Raw genomic sequence first — 20342 nt, forward strand, 5'->3', positions numbered from 1 at the left:
ACGGCACAGAGGGTGCTCGACCACACCAGGAGGCAAAGTGAACGGCGATCGGGACGAGATGCGCGGGAGCTGGGACAGGCCCGTCGACGAGTCGACCGACGCGGAGCCCGCCGAGACGACGGGTGAGTTCACCATCGACTACACCCCGCCCGCCTGGTACACGCAGAATACGCCGGGCGACTCCTCGGGCGGCGCAGGAACACACCTGGCTCCGCCCCCGCCCCCCAATGGCGCACCGGTGTCCGCACCCGGACTGCCGGCCGGCGGCGGTTTCGAACCCGGCTGGACTCCGGCACCGCCCGCCCCGGCTCAGCCCACTCCGGCACCGCTCGCCCCCGTGCAGCCGGCTCCCCCGGTGCCGCCGACGGGCGCCGCGGACATCGGCGGTGCGGCCGATCCGTCCGGGAACGGCGATGTGGAGAGCGGCTCGACCGTGCGGTTCTCGTCCGCCGCGCTGAGGCGGGAGATCGCGGAGCGCGAGACGCCGGCCGGTTCGCCGGGCGCCGATGGCGCGGGTACGGACGCGGACGCGGGTGACTCGGGTACGGACCCGGACGCCGGACAGGACGGGACCACCGGGGAGGAGGGCGAGCCCGACGCGGCTGCGCCGTCCGACACCTCGGCAACGGAGCCCGACGAGCCCTCGGCGGACGCGACGAACGGCGCGGGCGCCGACGGCACACCGCAGGCCGACGCCCCCTCCACCGACGCATCGCGGAACACCGACACATCGCGGAACACCGATGCCCCGCCCGCCCCCGACGCCCCGCAGAACGCCCCCGCCCCCTGGGCGCCGGCACCGCCGCAGGGCGGGCTGCCGCCGCTGCCGCCCTCGTTCCAGCCGGCCGCGCCGCAGCCCGCCGCGCCCCAGCCCGCGTCGCAGTGGCCGGGACAGCCCCCGGCGAACGTGGCACCGGGCGGCTACGGCTTTCCGCAGAACCAGGCGGCCCAGGCACCCCAGGTGCCCCAGGCACCCCAGGTGCCCCAGAACCCGCAGGCACCCCAGAACCCACAGCAGCCCGCGTTCCCTCAGCAGCCCCAGCCCGGAGCGCCCGCCCCGCAGCCGGGCTACGGCTTCCCTCAGCAGCCCCCCGCGCCGCAGCAGCCGCAGCAGCCGCAGTCCGGAGCCCCGCTCCCGATGCCGCACGCGCAGCAGCCCTCCCCTTACGCACCGCAGGCCCCTCAGCCGCCGCAGGCGGCGCAGTGGCCCGCTCAGCAGCAGGGCGGCGGTGGCGCCCCGCTGCCGCCGCCCGGACCTCAGCCACAGCAGCAGGGCGGCTACGGCTTCCCCCAGGGCAACCCGAACAACCCGAACAACCCGAACAACCCGAACCTGCCCGCCCAGATCACCCCGCCCCAGCCGGGTCAGCCCGGACAGCCAGGTCAGCCCGGACAGCAGCTTCCGCCGCAGGGGGCGCCCGTCGACCCGCGCACCGGAGCCGCCTGGCCCACTCCCGTCACCCACGACCAGCGGGAGCGTTCGGTGCCGGGCGCGCCGCTGGGGTACACGGCCGCGGTGGAGCTCTCGTCGGACCGGCTGGTCCGGGGCAAGCAGAAGACGAAGAGCAGCCGCGGGCCGTCCGCGGCCTCACGCTTCAAGATCGGCGGCAGGAAGGAGGAGATCGAGCGTCAGCGCAAGCTCGAACTCATCCGCACCCCGGTCCTCTCCTGCTACCGGATCGCGGTGATCAGCCTCAAGGGCGGCGTCGGCAAGACCACGACGACCACCGCGCTCGGCTCCACCCTGGCCACCGAACGGCAGGACAAGATCCTCGCCATCGACGCCAACCCGGACGCCGGAACGCTGGGCCGCCGGGTCCGCCGCGAGACCGGGGCGACCATCCGCGACCTGGTCCACGCGATCCCGCACCTCCACTCGTACATGGACATCCGGCGGTTCACCTCGCAGGCGTCCTCCGGTCTGGAGATCATCGCCAACGACGTGGACCCGGCTGTCTCGACGACGTTCAACGACGAGGACTACCGGCGCGCGATCGAGGTGCTGGGCAAGCAGTACCCGATCATCCTCACCGACTCCGGCACCGGTCTCCTCTACAGCGCGATGCGCGGTGTGCTCGACCTCGCCGACCAGCTGATCATCATCTCCACGCCTTCGGTCGACGGTGCGTCAAGTGCCTCCACCACACTGGACTGGCTGTCGGCGCACGGCTACGCCGACCTCGTGCAGCGCTCGCTCACAGTGATCTCCGGCGTCCGCGAGACCGGCAAGATGATCAAGGTCGACGACATCGTGCAGCACTTCGAGACGCGCTGCCGAGGCGTGGTCGTCGTACCGTTCGACGAGCATCTGTCGGCCGGTGCCGAGGTGGACCTCGACATGATGCGTCCGAAGACGCGGGAGGCGTACTTCAACCTCTCCGCCCTCGTCGCGGAGGACTTCGCGCGTGCCCAGCAGCAGCAGGGGCTGTGGACGTCGCAAGGCGGGAACCAACCGCCGCAGTACGCCCCGCCGATGCCCGGCCAGCAGCAGGTGCCGGGCCAGCAGCCCTACCCGCCCCAGCAGCCGGGCCAGCCGTATCCGCCCCAGCAGCAGCCCTACGGCGGTCAGCAGCCCCAGCAGCCGTACGGCGGACAGCAGCCCTACCCGCAGCAGCAGGCTCCCGGTGGCGGGCAGGGCTGGCAGCAGCAGCCTCCGCAGGCCCAGCCGCCCGCCGCGGATCCGAACGGTCAGCCGCAGCAGCAGTACGGCGGACAGCCCGGTCAGCCCGGTCAGCCGGGGCAGCCCGCGCATCCCGGACTGCAGGGCCCCGTGCCGCCCGCCGGGTGGCAGCAGCAGCCGCCGCCAGCGCCTCAGCAGTAAGGCGTCAGAGGTCTAAACCAATGAGGGTCCGCATCGTCTCCACGATGCGGGCCCTCTGCGCATTCCCGCAGCCCACACGCCGTTTCGATGACCGTTGACGCGGCTCGACCACCGCTGATAAACCTTCGCTTCACCAGCTGGCGATCCACAGATCAACCCGCCTTCTCCGTGCGAGTCATGACGCGAGGTCCCTGACCATGGTCGAAAGAGTCCCACCACCCGCCGCCCAGCCACGCTCACGTCTGCGTATCCTCCTGGCCGCCGGTGCCGCCGCCCTCGGGCTCGCCGCAGCGTCCGTCGTACCGGGGGTCCCGCTCGGGGCCGCATCGCCCCAGCAGGCGCAGGCCGCCGACAGCGGCAGGACGACACTGACCGTCGCGGTCGCGCAGAGCGTCGACTCACTGAGTCCGTTCCTCGCCCAGAAGCTGATGAGCACCAGCCTCACCCGGCTCATGTACGACTTCCTGACGAACTACGACCCCAAGGACAACCACGCGATCCCGGGCCTGGCCACCAAGTGGGAGCCGTCCGCGGACAAGCTGACGTGGACCTACACCATTCGGTCCAACTCCAAGTGGTCCGACGGTCAGCAGGCCACCGCGGAGGACGCGGCCTACACCTTCAACAAGATGATGACCGACGAGGGCGCGGCCCAGGCCAACGGCAGCTTCGTCACCAACTTCAAGAAGGTGACGGCTCCGAGCCCCACGAAGCTGGTCATCGAGCTGAAGGAACCGCAGGCCACCATGGCCGCGCTCGATGTCCCGATCGTCCCCAAGCACCTCTGGGACAAGGTCGGGGACTTCTCGAAGTTCAACAACGACACGAAGTTCCCGATCGTGGGCAACGGGCCGTTCGTCCTGACCGACTACAAGGTCGACCAGTATGTGAAGCTCAAGGCCAACAAGGACTTCTGGCGCGGTTCGCCCAAGTTCGACGAGTTGGTCTTCAAGACCTACAAGGACCAGGACGCCGCGGTCGCCGCACTCCGCAAGGGCGAGGTCTCCTTCGTCGCCGGTTCGCCCGCGCTGACGCCCGCCCAGGCCAACTCGCTCAAGGGCGAGAAGAACGTCAAGGTGAACGAGGGTCCGGGCCGCCGGTTCTTCGCACTGGCCACCAACCCCGGCGCGCAGACCAAGGACGGCAAGAAGTTCGGCGACGGCAACAAGGCGCTGCTCGACCTGAAGGTCCGCCAGGCGCTCTTCCTGTCCATCGACCGCGACACCCTCATCGACAAGGTCTTCCAGGGCCACGCCGTCAACGGCACGGGCTACATCCCGCCGCGCTTCCCGGCGTACAAGTGGGAACCCTCGGCGGACCAGAAGCTGGGCTACGACCCGGCCAAGGCGGCCAAGCTGCTCGACCAGGCGGGCTACAGGCTCAAGGGCGGCCAGCGCGTCGGCAAGGACGGCAAACCGCTCGACCTGCGCATCCTCTGCCACGCCACGGACCCGAACGACAAGGCGATCGGCAAGTACCTCAAGGAGTGGTGGGGGAAGCTCGGCATCGGCCTCAAGGTCGACTGCCTCGACGACGTCTCCGTGCCCTGGTACGCCGGTGAGTACGACCTCGCCTTCGACGGCTGGTCCGTCAACCCCGACCCGGACTTCGTCCTCGGCATCCACACCTGCGCCGCCCTGCCGGTCAAGGCCAAGGAGAGCGCGACCACGGACGACTTCATCTGCGACAAGACGTACGACGAGCTGTACAAGAAGCAGCTCGCCGAGTACGACCCGGCCAAGCGGGCGGACATCGTCAAGCAGATGCAGTCCTGGCTCTACGACTCCGGGTACATGAACGTCATCGCGTACCCGAACGCGGTCGAGGCCTACCGCACCGACCAGATCAAGTCGATCACGACGATGCCCGAGGCGGCCGGCAACATCTACGGCCAGGACGGCTACTGGAGCTGGTGGTCGGCCGTACCGGCGGGCAGCGGCGACGGCTCGGACAGCGACGGCGGATCGGGTTCCACCGGGGTCGTCATCGGCATCGTGGTCGTCGTCGTGGTCCTCGCGGGTGGCGGATTCCTCCTCATGAGGCGGCGTCGCACCACCGCGGACGACCGCGAGTAGTTCCATGGACCGCGGGTATTTTCCGCGGACGGGATGAGAGGGAGCGGCCGGCGGGGCCCGAAGCACCGCGGCCCCGCCGGCCGGTGTCCCTCTAAGCGCAGCACGAGTAACGAGAGTTCCCTCATGACAGCTGACAGCACTCCGGCGCTCGTGAAACAGGCGGATGCGGATACCGACGGTCCGGCTCCGGCCGGTCCGGCGGCCGCCCGCGGTCCACGGGCGCGCAACACCAAGGCCTATCTCCGGTATGTGGCCGCCAAGATCCTCGGCGCGGCCGTCTCCCTGTTCGCCGTTCTGGTCACCAGCTTCTTCCTCTTCCGGCTCATCCCCAGCGACCCGGTGAAGCAGATGACGGGCGGCCGCCGGGTCTCGGCCGAGCAGCTCGATTCGCTGCGTCATCAGTTCGGCCTGGACCAGCCGATGTGGCAGCAGTTCACCAGCTACGTGGGCGACGCGCTCACCGGTGACTTCGGCACCTCGTACCAGTTCCACGCCCCGGTGATGGACAAGATCGTCGAGGCCCTTCCGGCGACGCTGCTGCTCACCGGTACGGCGTACGTCCTCTACAGCGCGCTCGGCATCTGGCTGGGCACCCGTACCGCCTGGCGCAACGGTTCCATGAGCGACCGGTTCAACACCGCGCTGGCGCTCACGCTCTTCTCGGTGCCGTCGTTCTGGCTCGGGCTGCTCCTGATCATCGTCTTCTCGGTGGGCATCGGGCCGATCCCGGGCATGTTCCCGACCGGCGGCCTGGAGTCGGGCGACGAGACCGGCTTCGCCTACGTCCTCGACGTGGCGCACCACATGGTGCTGCCGGTGATCACCCTGGTCGCGGTCGGCTACGCGCAGACGCTGCTGGTCATGCGCTCCTCGCTGCTCGACGAGATGGGCAGCGACTATCTGACGACCGCCCGTGCGAAGGGGCTGCGCGACGACTCGGTACGCCGCAAGCACGCCGTGCCCAACGCGATGCTGCCGACCTTCACGCTGATGTTCGTCAACCTCGGACATGTGGTCGCCGGACAGATCCTGGTCGAGACGGTGTTCTCCTGGCCGGGTCTGGGCGGCCTCTTCTACCAGGGGCTCAGCGTCCCTGACCTGCCGCTCGTCCAAGGGCTGTTCTTCGTCTTCGCCACCGCGGTGATCCTGGCGAACACCCTGGCCGATGTGCTGTATCCGCTGCTCGATCCCCGGGTGGGCCGATGACGACCGAATCCATGCCGGCCTCCACCCCCGAGGCCGAGAAGCCCGCACCCGAAAGCCCCGGAACCGGGGCGGCCAAGAGCCCGCGTGCGCTGGCACGGGCCCGCAAGCGCCGCTCCATGGCCCGTTTCTGGCGCGAGTACCGCAGGCACCCGGGCGGACTGTGGGGGCTGGCCGGGCTGATCCTGATCGGGCTGATCGCCCTGTTCGCGCCGGTCCTGGCCGGCGCCGACTCGCAGAGCGTCACCTCCGCCCCCGGCGGTGCGCTGGAGTCCCCGAGCGGTGAGTTCCCGCTCGGCACCGACCAGTTCGGACGCAGCGTGCTCGCCCTGCTGGTGTGGGGGGCGCGCGTCTCGCTGACGGTGGGGCTGCTCGCCGCCTTCCTCTGCGTCGCCATCGGCACGGTCGTCGGTATCCTCGCGGGCCACTTCCGCGGCTGGTACTCGACGGTGCTGATGCGGGTCACCGACTGGTTCCTGGTGATGCCGACCCTGGTCCTGGCCATCGCGCTGGCCACCGTGATGGACCGTTCGCTGTGGACGGTCATCATCGCGATCGGCGTCACCACCTGGCCGACGACCGCCCGCCTGGTACGGGCGCAGACGCTCGCCGTGGAGTCCCGCCCCTACATCGAGCGGGCCCGCGCGCTGGGCGGCGGACACGGCCACATCATGACCCGGCACGTCCTGCCGAACGTGATGCCGCTGGTGCTCGCCCAGACCACGCTGGTGATCTCCAGCGCGATCCTGACCGAGGCCACCCTGGCTTTCCTGGGCCTCGGCGACCCGACCATCACCTCCTGGGGCGGCATGCTCCAGGACGCCCGCGAGGCCGGCGCGGTCAGCTCCGGCGACTGGTGGTACCTGGCACCGCCCGGAATCGCCATCGCCCTGGTGGCACTGGCGTTCACGCTGTGCGGCCGTGCCATCGAGACCGTCCTCAATCCCAAGCTGGGGGTGGCCCGTTGAGCACGACGAGCATCCGTAAGACGTCACTGCTCCAGGTCCGCGGTCTGACGGTGACGTACGCCGGCGGGGCCCAGGCGGTCCGCGGAGTGGATCTGGAGGTGGACGCGGGCCAGAAGCTCGGCATCGCCGGGGAGTCGGGCTGCGGGAAGTCGACGCTGGCGCTCGCGCTGCTGCGGCTGCTGCCCGCGGGCACCAAGGTCACCGGCGAGATCCTGCTGAACGGCGAGGACGTCCTCACCATGAAGTGGGGCCAGGTCCGGGCCGTGCGCTGGGCCGGTGCCTCGATCGTCTTCCAGGGCGCGATGCACTCGCTCAACGCGGTGCACCGCATCGGCGACCAGATCGCCGAGCCGATCGTGCTGCACAGCAAGGCGTCCCAGGCCAACGCCCGCAAGCGGGCCGGTGAGCTGCTGGAACAGGTGGGTCTGCCCGCTGCCCGGGTGGACGCCTATCCGCACGAGCTGTCCGGTGGGCAGCGGCAGCGCGTGATGATCGCGATGGCGCTCGCCTGCGACCCCGGGCTGATTATCGCCGACGAGCCGACGACCGCCCTCGATGTGATGATCCAGGCCCAGATCCTGCGCCTGATCGAGCAGCTGGTCTCCGAGCAGGACCTCGGACTGATCATGATCAGCCATGACCTGGCGGTGCTCTCCGACACCTGCGACCGGCTCGCGGTGATGTACGCGGGCCGGGTCGTCGAGCAGGGCCCCGCCTCCGAGGTCTACGAGAACGCGACCCACCCGTACAGCAAGGCCCTGTCGGGCGCCTTCCCGCGCATCGGGGACCCGGCCTCCCGGTTCGCTCCCCGGGGGCTGCCCGGCGATCCGCCCGACCCGTCGGCGCTGCCGGCCGGCTGCACGTTCCACCCGCGCTGCCCGGTGGCCCTGGACTCCTGCGCCACGCAGGACCAGGAGCTGCGGGACGCCGGGCCGGGACGGCGGGCCGCCTGTGTGCTGGTGGGTCCGCAGGGGGCCGCCGCCCCGGTCCTGCCGGGCGCAGAGGAAGCAAGGAGCACCACATGACCAGCACCACGGACCTGCTCAGCGCCCAGGCGCTGCACGTCACCTTCCCCGGCCGGCACGGCGTGGAGCCTGCGCGCGCCGTCGACGGCGTCGACCTGGACATCAGGCCGGGCGAGATCGTCGCCCTGGTCGGGGAGTCCGGGTGCGGCAAGACGACGCTGGCCCGTTCGCTGCTGGGCCTGGTCCCGCCCGTCTCCGGGCAGATCACCTTCGGCGGCAAGCCGCTCGGCTACGGGAGCCGGGCGCTCAAGGCGTACCGCAAGCGGGTCCAGCTGGTGCTCCAGGACCCGAGCGGCTCGCTGAACCCGCGCCACACGGTGTACGACGCGGTGGCCGAGGGGCTGCGGATCCACCGGTACGCCGGCGATGAGCGGGAGGCGGTCACCAACGCCCTCTCCCGGGCGGGGCTGCGGCCCCCGGAGCGGTTCTTCCTGCGCTACCCGCACGAGCTGTCGGGCGGCCAGCGCCAGCGCGTCGTGATCGCGGGCGCCCTGGTCCTGGAGCCGGAACTCATCGTGGCCGACGAGCCGGTGGCCTCGCTGGACGCCTCGGTGCGCGGCGAGATCCTGGCGCTGCTGCTGCGGCTGCGGGACGAGCTGGGCCTGTCCGCGCTGGTGGTCACGCACGACCTCGGCCTGGCGTGGAACATCGCGGACCGGGTGGCGGTGATGTACCTCGGCCGGATCGTGGAGACCGGTGACGTCGAGCAGATCCTGACGGCGCCCCGGCATCCGTACACCCAGGCGCTCCTGTCGGTGCTGCCGGAGGCGGCGGGCGATCCGGTGGTGCTGACCGGTGAGCCGCCGGACCCGTCGAAGATCCCGTCCGGCTGCCGCTTCCATGCGCGCTGCCAGGTGCTGGCCTCGGGCGAGGCGGAGCGTGCGGGGGTCGCGGACGCGTGCCGTACGAAGGATCTCCCGGTCCTGGCGGGGGGCGGCGAGACGCAGGTGGCGTGCCACTGGGCGAACGCGGCGGCGAAGGCTCCGGCCTAGGGAGTGCCCGGCGGGGGCCGATGCGGCGGCGGGCCGGTCCGGGGTTCCGGGTCCGCCCGCCGGCGCTGTTCCCGCCGCTCGTGGTGGATCGTGCCCGTCAGTTCGCCGAGCGGCCGCCCCGTGCCGCCCCAGCGGTGCTGGATGATCTCCGCGGCGATCGAGACCGCCGTCTCCTCCGGCGTACGGGCGCCGAGGTCGAGGCCCACGGGCGAGGCGAGCCGGGTCAGGTCGTTCTCGGCCACCCCCTCCTCGCGCAGCCGGGCGATCCGGTCGAGATGGGTGCGCCGGCTCCCCATCACACCGATGTAGGCGGCGGGCGTTCGCAACGCCGCGACCAGCAGCGGGACATCGAACTTCGGATCGTGCGTCAGGACGCAGACGACCGTGCGCCCGTCGATCTCCGTGTCCGAGAGGTAGGTGTGCGGCCAGGCGCAGACGACCTCGTCGGCGGTGGGAAACCGCTCACGGGTCGCGAACGCCGGACGGGCGTCGCACACGGTGACCCGGTACCCGAGGAACGAACCGATGCGCGCGGTGGCGGCCGCGTGGTCGATGGCGCCGAAGACGAGCATCCGGGGCGGTGGCGCGTACGTCTGGACGAAGACGGAGACGTCCTGCATCCGGCGCTCCCCGCGCTCCCCGTACCGCTGGAGGCCGGTGGCCCCCTGGGCGAGCAGTCCCCGGGCGTCGTCGGTGACGGCCGCGTCGAGCCCCTCGTTGCCGAGCGAGCCCTGTGCGCCGTCGCCCCTGACCACCAGCCTGGCCCCGGCCGCGGCCGGGCCCGGCAGGACGGTGGCCACGGCGACGGGTTCGCCGTCCGCGATCGAGTCCGTGACTCCCCGCAGCCAGGCGCGGTCGGCCGCGGAGGCGAACGGCGCGACCAGGACATCGATCGTGCCGCCGCAGGTCAGCCCGACACCGAAGGCCTCGTCGTCGCTGATCCCGTACGACTGGAGCTGCGGGATGCCGGAGGCGAGCACCTCGCCGGCCAGCTCGTACACCGCGCCCTCGACACAGCCACCGGACACGCTCCCCGCCACCGCTCCGCCGGCGGTCACCGCCATCACGGCGCCCGGGGACCGCGGGGCGCTGCCCCGGACGGAGACCACCGTGGCCAGGGCGAACGGGGTGCCGGCCTCGTGCCAGGCACGCAGCTCGGGAAGCAGTTCACGCACGGCACCCACCTCCTTCGGCCCGGTCCACCCTAGACGAAGCCCCGGCGCGGGAAGCCGGACGCGGCGACCGCGCCGCCGCTCAGCCCCGCTCGTACGCGGAGATCAGCTCGGTGCACCGCTTCACATCGGCGGCCATCGCCACGAGCAGCTCGTCGACCGACTCGAACTTCAGCATCCCCCGCACGTAGGCGAGGAAGTCCACGGCGACGTGCAGCCCGTACAGATCGAGGCCGACGCGGTCGATCGCGTAGGCCTCCACGGTCCGCTCCGTGGCGTCGAACTGCGGGTTCGTGCCGACGGAGATCGCGGCGGGCATCGACTCGCCGTTCACGTCGAGCCAGCCCGCGTACACCCCGTCGGCGGGGATCGCGGTGTGCGGCAGGGTCTCCACGTTCGCGGTGGGGAAGCCGAGCTCGCGGCCGCGCTGCGCACCTCGGACGACGATGCCCTCGACGCGGTGCGGGCGGCCCAGGATCTCGCGGGCGCCGGCCATGTCCCCCTCGGCGACCAGGCGGCGGGTGAGGGTGGACGAGAACGGTTCGCCGCCGCCCGCCTCGCCGCGCACCCGGAGGTCGATGACCTCGACCCGGTAGTCGTACGTACCGCCGAACTCGGTGAGCAGCCGCACGTTCCCCGCGGCCTTGTGGCCGAAGCGGAAGTTGGGGCCCTCGATGACCAGCTGCGCGTGGAGCTTGTCGACGAGCACCTTCACGATGAAGTCGGCCGGGGCCAGCTTCGAGAACTCGGTGGTGAACGGCAGGATCAGCAGCGCGTCCACGCCGAGCTCCGCCATCAGTTCGGCGCGCCGGTGGTGCGGGGCGAGCAGCGGCGGGTGGCTGCCGGGCCGGACGACCTCGCTGGGGTGCGGGTCGAACGTCACGACGACCGACGGCACGCCCAGCTCGCGGGCCCGTTCCACGGCACGGCCGATGATCAGCTGGTGTCCGCGGTGCACCCCGTCGTAGGAGCCGATGGTGACGACGCTGCGTCCCCAGTCCTGGGGGATGTCCTCCAAGCCACGCCAGCGCTGCACTCTGACCGCTCCTCGCCCGAACCTGTGTACGTGGGTTTGTCTCTTACGCAGGTCTAAGACTGCCATGCTCACGCTCTGCGGCCTGCATCGGCATGGGCATCGGGGTCCCGAGGGACTCCATGGTCCGCCGCGCGCCGGGACCGATCACCGCCGCCCACTCCTGCGGGGCGTCCGTCAGCCACCCGAGGACCATGCCGGCGAATCCCGGCACCTCACGGGCCAGTTCGACCAGCCGCCGGTCGAACCGGGCGGCGCCCTCCGGGGTCCTCACGAGCAGCATCCCGGTGCGGTGGACCAGGGCCCTGGTGCGGGCCCGGCCGCGCCCGGCACTGCCCGCCGCGGCGGCCCGCAGCAGCGCGTCGAGCACGACCGGGTCCCGGCGCGTGGCGCCCTGCTCGAAGTCCAGCAGCACTTCCAGCAGCTCGTCCCGCAGCGGCTGCGAGGCCGGGCTGCCGGGCGAGGCCAGCACGGCGGCGAGTGAACCACGCACGGGCGCGGCCGCCGGCCGGTCCCGGAGGAGTCCGGTCAGCAGCGGGAGCAGCAGGGCGCGGGCCGCGGGCCCGTGCTCCAGCCTGCGGTCGAGGTACGCGGCGGTGTGCACGGTGTCCTCCGGGTGGCTGTCGACGTACGCCCGTACGAGCCCGGCGGCGTGCAGGGCGAGTGCGGGGGCGTCGATCCCGGCGAGGGCGCGCAGCACCTCGCCCGCGCCGTCCCCGGACCGCAGGAGGCGCTCGCGGTACGCGGTCAGCACCTGCTCGGGGTGTGTGGGCAGGGCGACGGCGAGCGCGGCCGGGGACAGCCGGGGGCCGCCCGCGACGAAGGTGCGGAGCGCCTGCGGCAGCCAGCGGTCCCGGGTCTGCGGATCGGCCACCAGCCGGGTCAGCGCCGGTCCGTGCAGATCGGTGTCGCCGGGGCGGGCCAGCAGGGCGAGGGCGGAGCGGCGCAGCAGGTCCCGGTCGGCGTCGCGGGTGAGGTTCGGTGCGACGACCGCTCCGTAGCAGGCGGCCGCGATCCGCCGGGCGCGGCGGTCGTCGTCGCGGGACCAGCGTTCGACGGCCCGGCACAGCGCGGAGGGTTCGTCCTCGGCCAGAGCCGCGAGCAGTTCGCCGGCGCGGGGGTGATCGGTCGAGACGAGCGCGTCGGCCAGTTCGTCCACGGCGAGGTCGCGGCGGGCGTGGAGGAGGGCCTGGGCGGCTGCCGCGACGGTGGGGCGCGCCACCGCTCCCCGGTCGGCCGCGAGGGGGCGTTCGTCCGTGAACCAGGCGCACAGGAGCGGCTGGACCGTACGCGGCTGGGCGGCGAGCCGCCGTGCCACCGCGTCCAGGAAGCGGTCGCCGCCGGTGTCGTCCTCGCCGCGCGGCGGTCCGTCGGCGGGGACGAGCCGCCGGAACAGGTCCATCCGGTCCGCCTCCGGCAGCCGCAGCCGCCGCCAGAACCACGGCCCGAACTCCGCGTACACCCCCTGCGCACCGGCCCCGCCCGCCTCGGCCGAGCTGCGGACGATGCGCCCGGTGAGCAGCCGGAGCACCCCGAGGTGCGGTCGGGCGTCCGGCACCCGCAGCAGGGTCTCCGAGAGCAGATGCGCGGCCCACCAGCGGGCGTCGGGGGGCGGGCAGCCTCCGGCCGCGGGCGGTACGGCGGGATCGTCGCCCTCCGGGCCGGTCCCGTCCTCCCGTGCATCAGCGGCGGCCGGCCCGTCCTGCGAGGGGCCCGGTGTGCCGGTCCTCGAAGCTGTCCCGCTCCGTCCCGACGGCAGCCGGTCCAGCGCCTCGATCAGGTCGGCCAGCCGGTGGGCCAGCGCGGCGGGCCCCTGGCGGCGGCCGAGCAGCAGCAGCGACTGGATCACCGGGCCGATCCGGTGGCGCGGCACCGGGAGGGTGCGCGGCTCCGCGGCCCCGGCTCCCCCGGCGGGGGCGGTGCCGGGGCTGCCGGCCGTGTCCGGGCGACGGGGGTGCGGAACCCGCCCGCCGCTCTCCCCCGCCGAGGCGCCGGGGGCGTGCCAGCGGTGCACCAGCGACCGCAGCGCCGCGTCCAGATCCAGATGCGCGCCCTGGACCCAGTCCCCCAGCTCCTCGTGCGCGAAGCGGTAGCCCGCTCCGGCCGGGACCAGCAGGCCTTCGGTGAGCACGGCGGAGGCCCAGCCCGTGCGCCACGGGAAGACGTGCTCGAACGCGGCCCGGTCCAGCTCCCCCTGCCCCGGTCCGAGGCAGCGCCGGGCCGCCTCGTGGACCTGCCCCGCCACCTGCGCCGCCAGCCTCCGTACCGCGGTGCCGTTCGGGGCGGGCCGCCGCTGGGCGGCGATCCGGACCGCGACGCGCAGGCACATCAGGTCGAGGTGTGCGCCGAAGACCTCCTCCGTGCCGGGCCGCCCCGGCGTGTCCGGCGGGAGGGCCTCGCGTACCTCCGCCAGCAGCCGCAGGGTGAGCGGGTGCCGGTCGTGGCCGGGGGCGAGCGCGTCGGGCGGGAGCCCGTAGCGCTGCCGGGCCAGCTCGGCCTGGCCCACGGTGAGGTCGTCGATGCGCAGGGCGGACGGCAGTCGCCGGGCGGGCCTGGCCGGGCGGTGCAGTGCGTCCGGCGGACAGAGCGCGCCGGCGGTCTCCCAGTGCTCGGGGCGGCAGGCGACGACGAGCCGCGCCCCGTTCTCCCGCAGCCAGTCGACCGTGCCCGCGGTCCACCGGGCCAGCCGGTGCGCCAGGACGGGCGGCATCTCCTCGGGGCCGTCCAGCAGGACGAGCAGCGGGCTGCCCGCGTCCGCCGCCAGCCGGGCCACCCGCTCCGGGGTGGCGGCCGCCATGTCACCGGGGGCTCCGGCGGCGGTGACGATGCGTCCGGCCTGTCCGAGCGAGCGGACGATCGCGTCGGCCACGGAGGTGTCGTCGGCCAGCAGATCGGCGCCACGCAGCCAGAGGGTGAGGGCCGGCACCCGGCCGCGGGCCCGCCGGGCGGCCAGCGCGGCGAGTTCGGTGGTGCGGCCGGTGCCCGGCTCCCCGACCAGGCCGAGGACGACCGCGCCCGCCCCGTCGGGCTTCGCCGGCCCCGCGGCGGCGAACGCGCTGAACTCCGCGGTGGCCTCCGGCCGTTCCACCGGATCGGGCCGGACGTCGTGGCCGCCCGCGGAGCCGACGGACATGGCGGTCAGCTGGAGCGCTCCGGCCAGGTTCAGATCGCGGCCGTAGCCGGGGACACTCATGGCGTTGCGCCGCAGCAGCTCACCCAGCGGGCCTCCTTCGCCCGCCCCGGCCAGTGGCACCGCACATCCGGCGGCGGCGTGTCCGGCCCGCAGCGCGGTGCCGAGAACCGCGATGACCGCGCCGGTGTCCGGGTCGAGGACCGGCCCGCCCACGGCGGCGCCGCCGAGCCGCAGCGCGTCGCTGCCGTCCGTACCGAGGGCGAGTTCGAGAGCCCGGTCGATCCGGTGAGCGGGCCCGCCCGCCGTGTACGTCACCGGGACCGGGCCCAGGACGCGGGCCTCGCGCCAGCCGTGCGCGGCGATCGTCACATAGCTGCCTGCCTCGATCCGCTCGCGCTCCACGATCGGCAGCGGCCGCACGCCCAGCGCGTCCGGTCCGCCGGTGGGCAGGAGCGCGAGATCCAGCTCGGGCAGCGCGGTGACGTCCTCGGCCCCGACACGGCAGCTGCGTCCGTCCGCGCCGTGCAGGACGAGGTGGGCCGCCCCTTCGACGGCCTCGTGACTGGTCACGACCGTGCCCCGGTCGTCCGCGACGAACCCGGTCCCCCTCGTCCTGCCGGCCGGATCGCACAGTCGTACCAACGTCGCCCGGTCCCCGCATCCCATGATCCGACGGTAGGTCCACCGTGATCGACAAAGGGCCATCGGAGTGGAAGCGCCCCCGTTCGCACCCCTGATTCACTCCGAGCGCCTGCCCATTGGGGTGAATCAGTGGCGTTCGGCGGACAGGGGGCGACGGGGGCCTGGAACAGCCCTTACGGCCTGGTGCGCGACAGCGGGTGGATCAGCTCGTCAGCCGAAGACGGCGAGGCTCTTGGCCTTGCCCTTCTGCTCCTCGACGAGGACCAGGAACCGCCCGTCGGGCCCGAAGACCGCGACCGGCCCCGGCGGGTGGGCGGGCATGTCCAGCCGCATCCCGTTCAGCAGCAGCTTGGCCCGCTTGTCGTCGACGTCCCAGCGCGGGAACGCGGAGGCGGCGGCCTCGGCCACCGGCATCACGACCAGCTCCTCCTGGTGCTGGTCCAGCGTCCTCGCCCCGTCGAGACCGTACGGCCCGACGCGGGTGCGCCGCAGCGCGGTGAGATGGCCGCCCACCCCGAGTCCGGCGCCGAGGTCACGGGCGATGGCCCGGATGTACGTACCGGAGGAGCAGACCACGGAGACGACCAGGTCGACGACCGGGGTGCCGTCCGCCGCGACGGCCTGGCGGACGTCGTAGACGTTGAACGACGAGATGGTCACCGGCCGGGCCGGGATCTCGAACTCCTCGCCGCCGCGCACCCGCGCGTAGGACCGCTTGCCGTCGATCTTGATGGCGCTGACCTTGGACGGCACCTGCATGATGGCGCCGGTCAGCGCGGCGACCCCGGCGTCGATCCCCTCGCGCGTCACTCCCGAGGCGTCGGTGGACGAGGTGATCTCGCCCTCCGCGTCGTCCGTGACGGTGTCCTGGCCGAGCCGGATCGTACCGAGGTACTCCTTCTCGGTCAGTGCGAGATGGCCGAGCAGCTTGGTGGCCCGCTCGACGCCGAGCACGAGCACACCGGTCGCCATCGGGTCCAGCGTGCCGGCATGGCCGACGCGGCGGGTCCTGGCGATGCCGCGCATCTTGGCGACGACGTCATGCGAAGTGAAGCCGGACGGCTTGTCCACGATGACAAGTCCGTCCGGCGTCCTGTTCTGCGCTGTCATTCGGAGGCGGTGTCCTCGTCGGTCTCGTCCTCCGGCTTGCGGTACGGGTCGGCGTCACCCGCGTACGTGGCGCCCGAGGACGCCTCGCGCACCTTGGCGTCCGAGGCCCGTGCCCGGTCGAGCAGGTCCTCGATCGCCTTGGCGTTCTCGGGGAGCGCGTCCGCCATGAAGGACAGCGTGGGGGTGAACTTCGTCCCCGCCGCCGCACCGACCGCGGAACGCAGGATGCCCTTCGCGCTCTCCAGGCCGGCTGCCGCGCTCGCCCGGTCCTCGTCGTCGCCGTAGACCGTGTAGAAGACCGTGGCCTCCCGCAGGTCGCCGGTGACGCGGGTGTCCGTGATGGTCACGTGCGTACCCAGGCGCGGGTCCTTGATTCCGCGCTGCAGTTTCTCGGCGACCACCTCCTGGATGAGGTCCGCCAGCTTCTTAGCCCGCGCGTTGTCGGCCACTGGTCCGTCTCCTTCTCGCCTTGCTCAATCGTCTTCGTCGCTGTGCAGCCGCCGCCGTACGGACAGCAGCTCCACTTCCGGCCGGCCGGCGATCAGCCGCTCGCACCGGTCCAGCACGTCCGTGAGGTGTCCGGTGTCCCCGGAGACCACGGCGAGGCCGATCTCGGCCCTGCGATGGAGGTCCTGGCCGCCCGTCTCCGCCACGCTCACCGCGTACTTGCGCTGGAGCTCGGCAACGATCGGACGGACCACGGAGCGCTTCTCCTTCAGCGACCGTACGTCGCCGAGAAGCAGATCGAAGGACAGTGTCCCCACATACATGTATGTCCGGATGTCCCGCCGGTTCGGGTTCGCGCCCCGCCGGTGATTGGCAGGGACACGAGAACCGTACACGGAACGGCCGGGGCCGATCGACGGAAATACGACCCGTCGACCGGCCCCGACTGTTGAGGTACGGGTCAGCCTCGCGGCTTCTCGCGCATCTCGTACGTCGCGATGACGTCGTCGATCTTGATGTCGTTGAAGTTTCCGAGGTTGATACCGCCCTCGAAGCCTTCGCGGATCTCGGTGACGTCGTCCTTGAAGCGGCGCAGCCCGGAGATGTTGAGGCTCTCCGCGATGACCTTGCCGTCGCGGAGCAGGCGCGCCTTGGTGTTGCGCTTGACCTCGCCGGACCGGACCAGCACACCGGCGATGTTGCCCAGCTTGGACGAGCGGAAGATCTCGCGGATCTCCGCCGTACCGAGCTCGACCTCTTCGTACTCCGGCTTGAGCATGCCCTTGAGGGCCGCTTCGATCTCTTCGATCGCCTGGTAGATGACCGAGTAGTACCGGACGTCCACACCTTCGCGGTCGGCCATCTGCGCGGCACGCCCTGCGGCGCGCACGTTGAAGCCGATCACGATGGCGTCGGAGCCGGTCGCCAGGTCGATGTCCGACTCGGTGACCGCACCCACACCGCGGTGCAGGACCCGGATGTCGACCTCTTCGCCGACGTCGAGCTGGAGCAGCGAGGACTCGAGAGCCTCCACCGAACCGGACGCGTCGCCCTTGATGATGAGGTTGAGCTCCTGGACCAGACCGGCCTTGAGCGCCTCGTCCAGGTTCTCCAGGGAGAACCGGACACCCTTGCGGGCGAAGTTGGCGTTGCGCTCACGAGCGGCACGCTTCTCGGCGATCTGACGGGCCGTACGGTCCTCGTCGACCACCAGGAAGTTGTCGCCGGCACCCGGGACGTTGGTGAGACCCAGCACGAGGACGGGGGTCGAGGGACCCGCTTCCTCGACGTTCTCGCCCTTGTCGTCGAGCATGGCGCGCACGCGGCCGTAGGCGTCGCCCACGACCATCGTGTCGCCGACCCGCAGCGTGCCTCGCTGGACCAGGACGGTCGCGACGGCACCGCGGCCGCGGTCGAGGTGGGACTCGATCGCAATACCCTGCGCGTCCTGCTCCGGGTTGGCCCGCAGGTCGAGCGAGGCGTCGGCGGTGAGGACGACGGCCTCCAGAAGAGCCTCGATGTTGAGGCCCTGCTTGGCGGAGATGTCGACGAACATCGTGTCGCCGCCGTACTCCTCCGCCACCAGACCGAACTCGGTGAGCTGACCGCGCACCTTGGTCGGGTCCGCGCCCTCGACGTCGATCTTGTTGACCGCGACCACGATCGGCACCTCGGCCGCCTTGGCGTGGTTCAGCGCCTCGATCGTCTGGGGCATCACACCGTCGTTCGCCGCCACCACGAGGATCGCGATGTCGGTGGACTTCGCACCACGGGCACGCATGGCGGTGAACGCCTCGTGACCCGGGGTGTCGATGAAGGTGATCCTGCGGTCCTCGCCGTTGACCTCGGCGCCGACCTGGTAGGCACCGATGTGCTGCGTGATGCCGCCGGCCTCGCCCGCGACGACGTTCGTCTTGCGGATCGCGTCCAGCAGCCGGGTCTTACCGTGGTCGACGTGACCCATGACGGTCACGACCGGCGGACGGGAGACCAGGGCCTCTTCGCCGCCCTCGTCCTCGCCGAACTCGATGTCGAAGGACTCGAGCAGCTCGCGGTCCTCCTCCTCGGGGCTGACGATCTCCAGGACGAAGTTCATCTCGTCCGCGAGGAGCTTCAGCGTCTCGTCGGAGACGGACTGCGTGGCGGTGACCATCTCGCCGAGGTTCATCATCACGCCGACGAGCGACGCCGGGTTGGCGTTGATCTTCTCGGCGAAGTCGGTCAGCGAGGCACCGCGCGACAGCCGGACAGCCTGTCCGTTGCCGCGAGGCAGCATGACGCCGCCCACCGACGGGGCCTGCATGGCCTCGTACTCCTGGCGCCTCTGCCTCTTCGACTTGCGGCCACGACGCGCGGGACCACCGGGCCGGCCGAAGGCACCCTGTGTGCCACCACGGGCACCGGGACCGCCGGGACGGCCACCGAAGCCGGGACGACCGCCGAAGCCGCCGCCACCACCGGGACGGCCCGCGCCGCCACCGCCACCGGGACGGCCGGCGAAACCGCCGCCACCGCCACCGGGACCGGCCGGACGGCCTGCGAAGCCGCCGCCACCGGGACGGCCCGCGCCGCCACCGCCGCCGGGACGACCGCCGCCGCCACCGGGACCGCGGCCACCGCCGGGGCCACCACCGGGACGCGGACCGGCAGCGGGACGCTGCGGCATCATGCCCGGGTTGGGACGGTTACCGCCGGCGCCGGGGGCGCCGCCGGGACGAGGAGCCTGCGGGCGCGGCATGCCGCCCGGAGACGGACGTGCGCCGCCCTGGCCCTGGGGCCGCGGGGCGCCGCCGGGGCCGCCCTGCGGACGCGGGGCGCCGGGGCGCTCCGAGCCGCCACCGGGACGCGGGGCGCCGCCGGGACGGGGAGACTGCGGACGGGCCATGCCCGTCGAGCCACCCGAGGTGAACGGGTTGTTGCCCGGACGGGGACCCGCCGGACGGGCGCCGCCGGGGCGCGGGGCGCCCTGGCCCGCGGGACGTGCCGGACGGTCGCCGCCACGGCCACCGTCGCGCTGACCACCCTCGCGGCCGCCGTCACGCTGACCGCCGGCCGGAGCCGGACGGGCGGGGCGGGGACCCGGGGTGGCACCCGCGGGACGCGGGGCCTGCTGCTGGGGTGCGGCCGGCTGTGCCGGGGCCGGGGCCGAGAACTCGGCCGCGGGCACCGGGGTGACCGGGGCGGGCTTCGCGGGTGCGGGCTTGGGGCCCGGACGCGGGCCCGCCGACGGCGCGGAGGCCGGGGCGGGGGTGCTGCTCGGGGCCTCGGCGGCGGCCGGCTTGGCAGCCGGTACGCCGGGCTTCGGGGCAGCGGGACGTGCTGCGGCGGCCGGGGAGGGCGCCGCGGGCTTCACGGGGGCGGCCTTGCGGGGCGCGCCAGGCTTTGCAGCGGACTTGCCGGCGTTGCCACCGGGACCCTGCAGTGCGTCAGTCAACTTGCGTACAACCGGCGCCTCGATCGTCGAGGACGCCGAACGTACGAACTCACCGAGTTCCTGGAGCTTGGCCATGACGACCTTGCTCTCAACTCCGAACTCCTTGGCGAGTTCGTATACCCGGACCTTAGCCACTTCGCTCCTTTTAGGTCCGGGTTACCGCCGGACCGTCGCTACTTCATGGGCGTACTCATCGCGTACTCATCGAGTGCTCATCGCAATCTCGACCTACTTCCAACTCGCGAGGTACCTGACCGCACGGGGACCCGTGCCGTTCAATTTCCTGTT

At 72.6% G+C, this 20342-nt stretch carries 13 protein-coding genes; 6 read left to right on the top strand and 7 right to left on the bottom strand.

Annotated elements, in window-relative coordinates; all coding sequences use genetic code 11:
* Positions 1–37 precede the first annotated feature (37 nt).
* The 6 genes from ACIP89_RS29580 to ACIP89_RS29605 all read left to right on the top strand — a co-directional run bounded on the left by ACIP89_RS29580 (position 38) and on the right by ACIP89_RS29605 (position 9084).
* On the top strand, positions 38–2821 hold the full coding sequence (locus ACIP89_RS29580; protein ID WP_402117603.1) for an SCO5717 family growth-regulating ATPase: 2784 nt from the start codon (positions 38–40) through the stop codon (positions 2819–2821).
* 197 nt (positions 2822–3018) lie between these two features.
* On the top strand, positions 3019–4896 hold the full coding sequence (locus ACIP89_RS29585; RefSeq protein WP_402117604.1) for an ABC transporter substrate-binding protein: 1878 nt from the start codon (positions 3019–3021) through the stop codon (positions 4894–4896).
* A gap of 123 nt (positions 4897–5019) precedes the next feature.
* Complete coding sequence (locus ACIP89_RS29590) at positions 5020–6102, top strand: ABC transporter permease (protein WP_401931895.1); 1083 nt, start codon at positions 5020–5022, stop codon at positions 6100–6102.
* On the top strand, positions 6099–7067 hold the full coding sequence (locus tag ACIP89_RS29595; RefSeq protein WP_401931897.1) for an ABC transporter permease: 969 nt from the start codon (positions 6099–6101) through the stop codon (positions 7065–7067). The genes ACIP89_RS29590 and ACIP89_RS29595 overlap by 4 nt, the downstream gene beginning before the upstream one ends.
* Positions 7064–8092, top strand: a complete 1029-nt coding sequence (locus ACIP89_RS29600; protein WP_402117606.1) for an ABC transporter ATP-binding protein — start codon at positions 7064–7066, stop codon at positions 8090–8092. The genes ACIP89_RS29595 and ACIP89_RS29600 overlap by 4 nt, the downstream gene beginning before the upstream one ends.
* A complete protein-coding gene (locus ACIP89_RS29605) occupies positions 8089–9084 on the top strand; it encodes an ABC transporter ATP-binding protein (RefSeq protein WP_402117608.1) in 996 nt (331 codons plus the stop codon). The genes ACIP89_RS29600 and ACIP89_RS29605 overlap by 4 nt, the downstream gene beginning before the upstream one ends.
* Here the strand turns inward: ACIP89_RS29605 and ACIP89_RS29610 are convergent.
* From ACIP89_RS29610 to infB, 7 genes are all read right to left on the bottom strand, one after another.
* Positions 9081–10259, bottom strand: a complete 1179-nt coding sequence (locus ACIP89_RS29610) for an XdhC family protein (protein ID WP_402117610.1) — start codon at positions 10257–10259, stop codon at positions 9081–9083. The two genes, ACIP89_RS29605 and ACIP89_RS29610, sit on opposite strands and share 4 nt — an antisense overlap.
* A gap of 79 nt (positions 10260–10338) precedes the next feature.
* Positions 10339–11292, bottom strand: coding sequence for a bifunctional riboflavin kinase/FAD synthetase (locus ACIP89_RS29615; RefSeq protein ID WP_401931906.1), 954 nt, complete (start codon positions 11290–11292; stop codon positions 10339–10341).
* A gap of 43 nt (positions 11293–11335) precedes the next feature.
* Positions 11336–15088: a trypsin-like peptidase domain-containing protein gene (locus ACIP89_RS29620; protein WP_402117611.1), complete on the bottom strand. Its 3753-nt coding sequence runs from the start codon at positions 15086–15088 to the stop codon at positions 11336–11338.
* 186 nt (positions 15089–15274) lie between these two features.
* Complete coding sequence (truB, locus tag ACIP89_RS29625; RefSeq protein ID WP_402117613.1) at positions 15275–16174, bottom strand: tRNA pseudouridine(55) synthase TruB; 900 nt, start codon at positions 16172–16174, stop codon at positions 15275–15277.
* The gene (rbfA, locus tag ACIP89_RS29630) at positions 16171–16623 is read right to left on the bottom strand and encodes a 30S ribosome-binding factor RbfA (protein WP_401931912.1); all 453 of its coding nucleotides are present in this window, start codon (positions 16621–16623) and stop codon (positions 16171–16173) included. The genes truB and rbfA overlap by 4 nt, the downstream gene beginning before the upstream one ends.
* 24 nt (positions 16624–16647) lie before the next feature.
* Entirely contained in the window at positions 16648–16944 is a 297-nt protein-coding gene (locus ACIP89_RS29635; RefSeq protein WP_073739168.1) for a DUF503 domain-containing protein, read from the bottom strand.
* 137 nt (positions 16945–17081) lie between these two features.
* Positions 17082–20189 (bottom strand): translation initiation factor IF-2, encoded by a 3108-nt coding sequence (gene infB / locus ACIP89_RS29640; RefSeq protein WP_402117615.1) that lies wholly within the window; start codon positions 20187–20189, stop codon positions 17082–17084.
* Positions 20190–20342: the final 153 nt, after the last annotated feature.

It is taken from the genome of Streptomyces sp. NPDC088730 (genome assembly GCF_044751215.1).
In the GTDB taxonomy this organism is placed as follows: domain Bacteria; phylum Actinomycetota; class Actinomycetes; order Streptomycetales; family Streptomycetaceae; genus Streptomyces.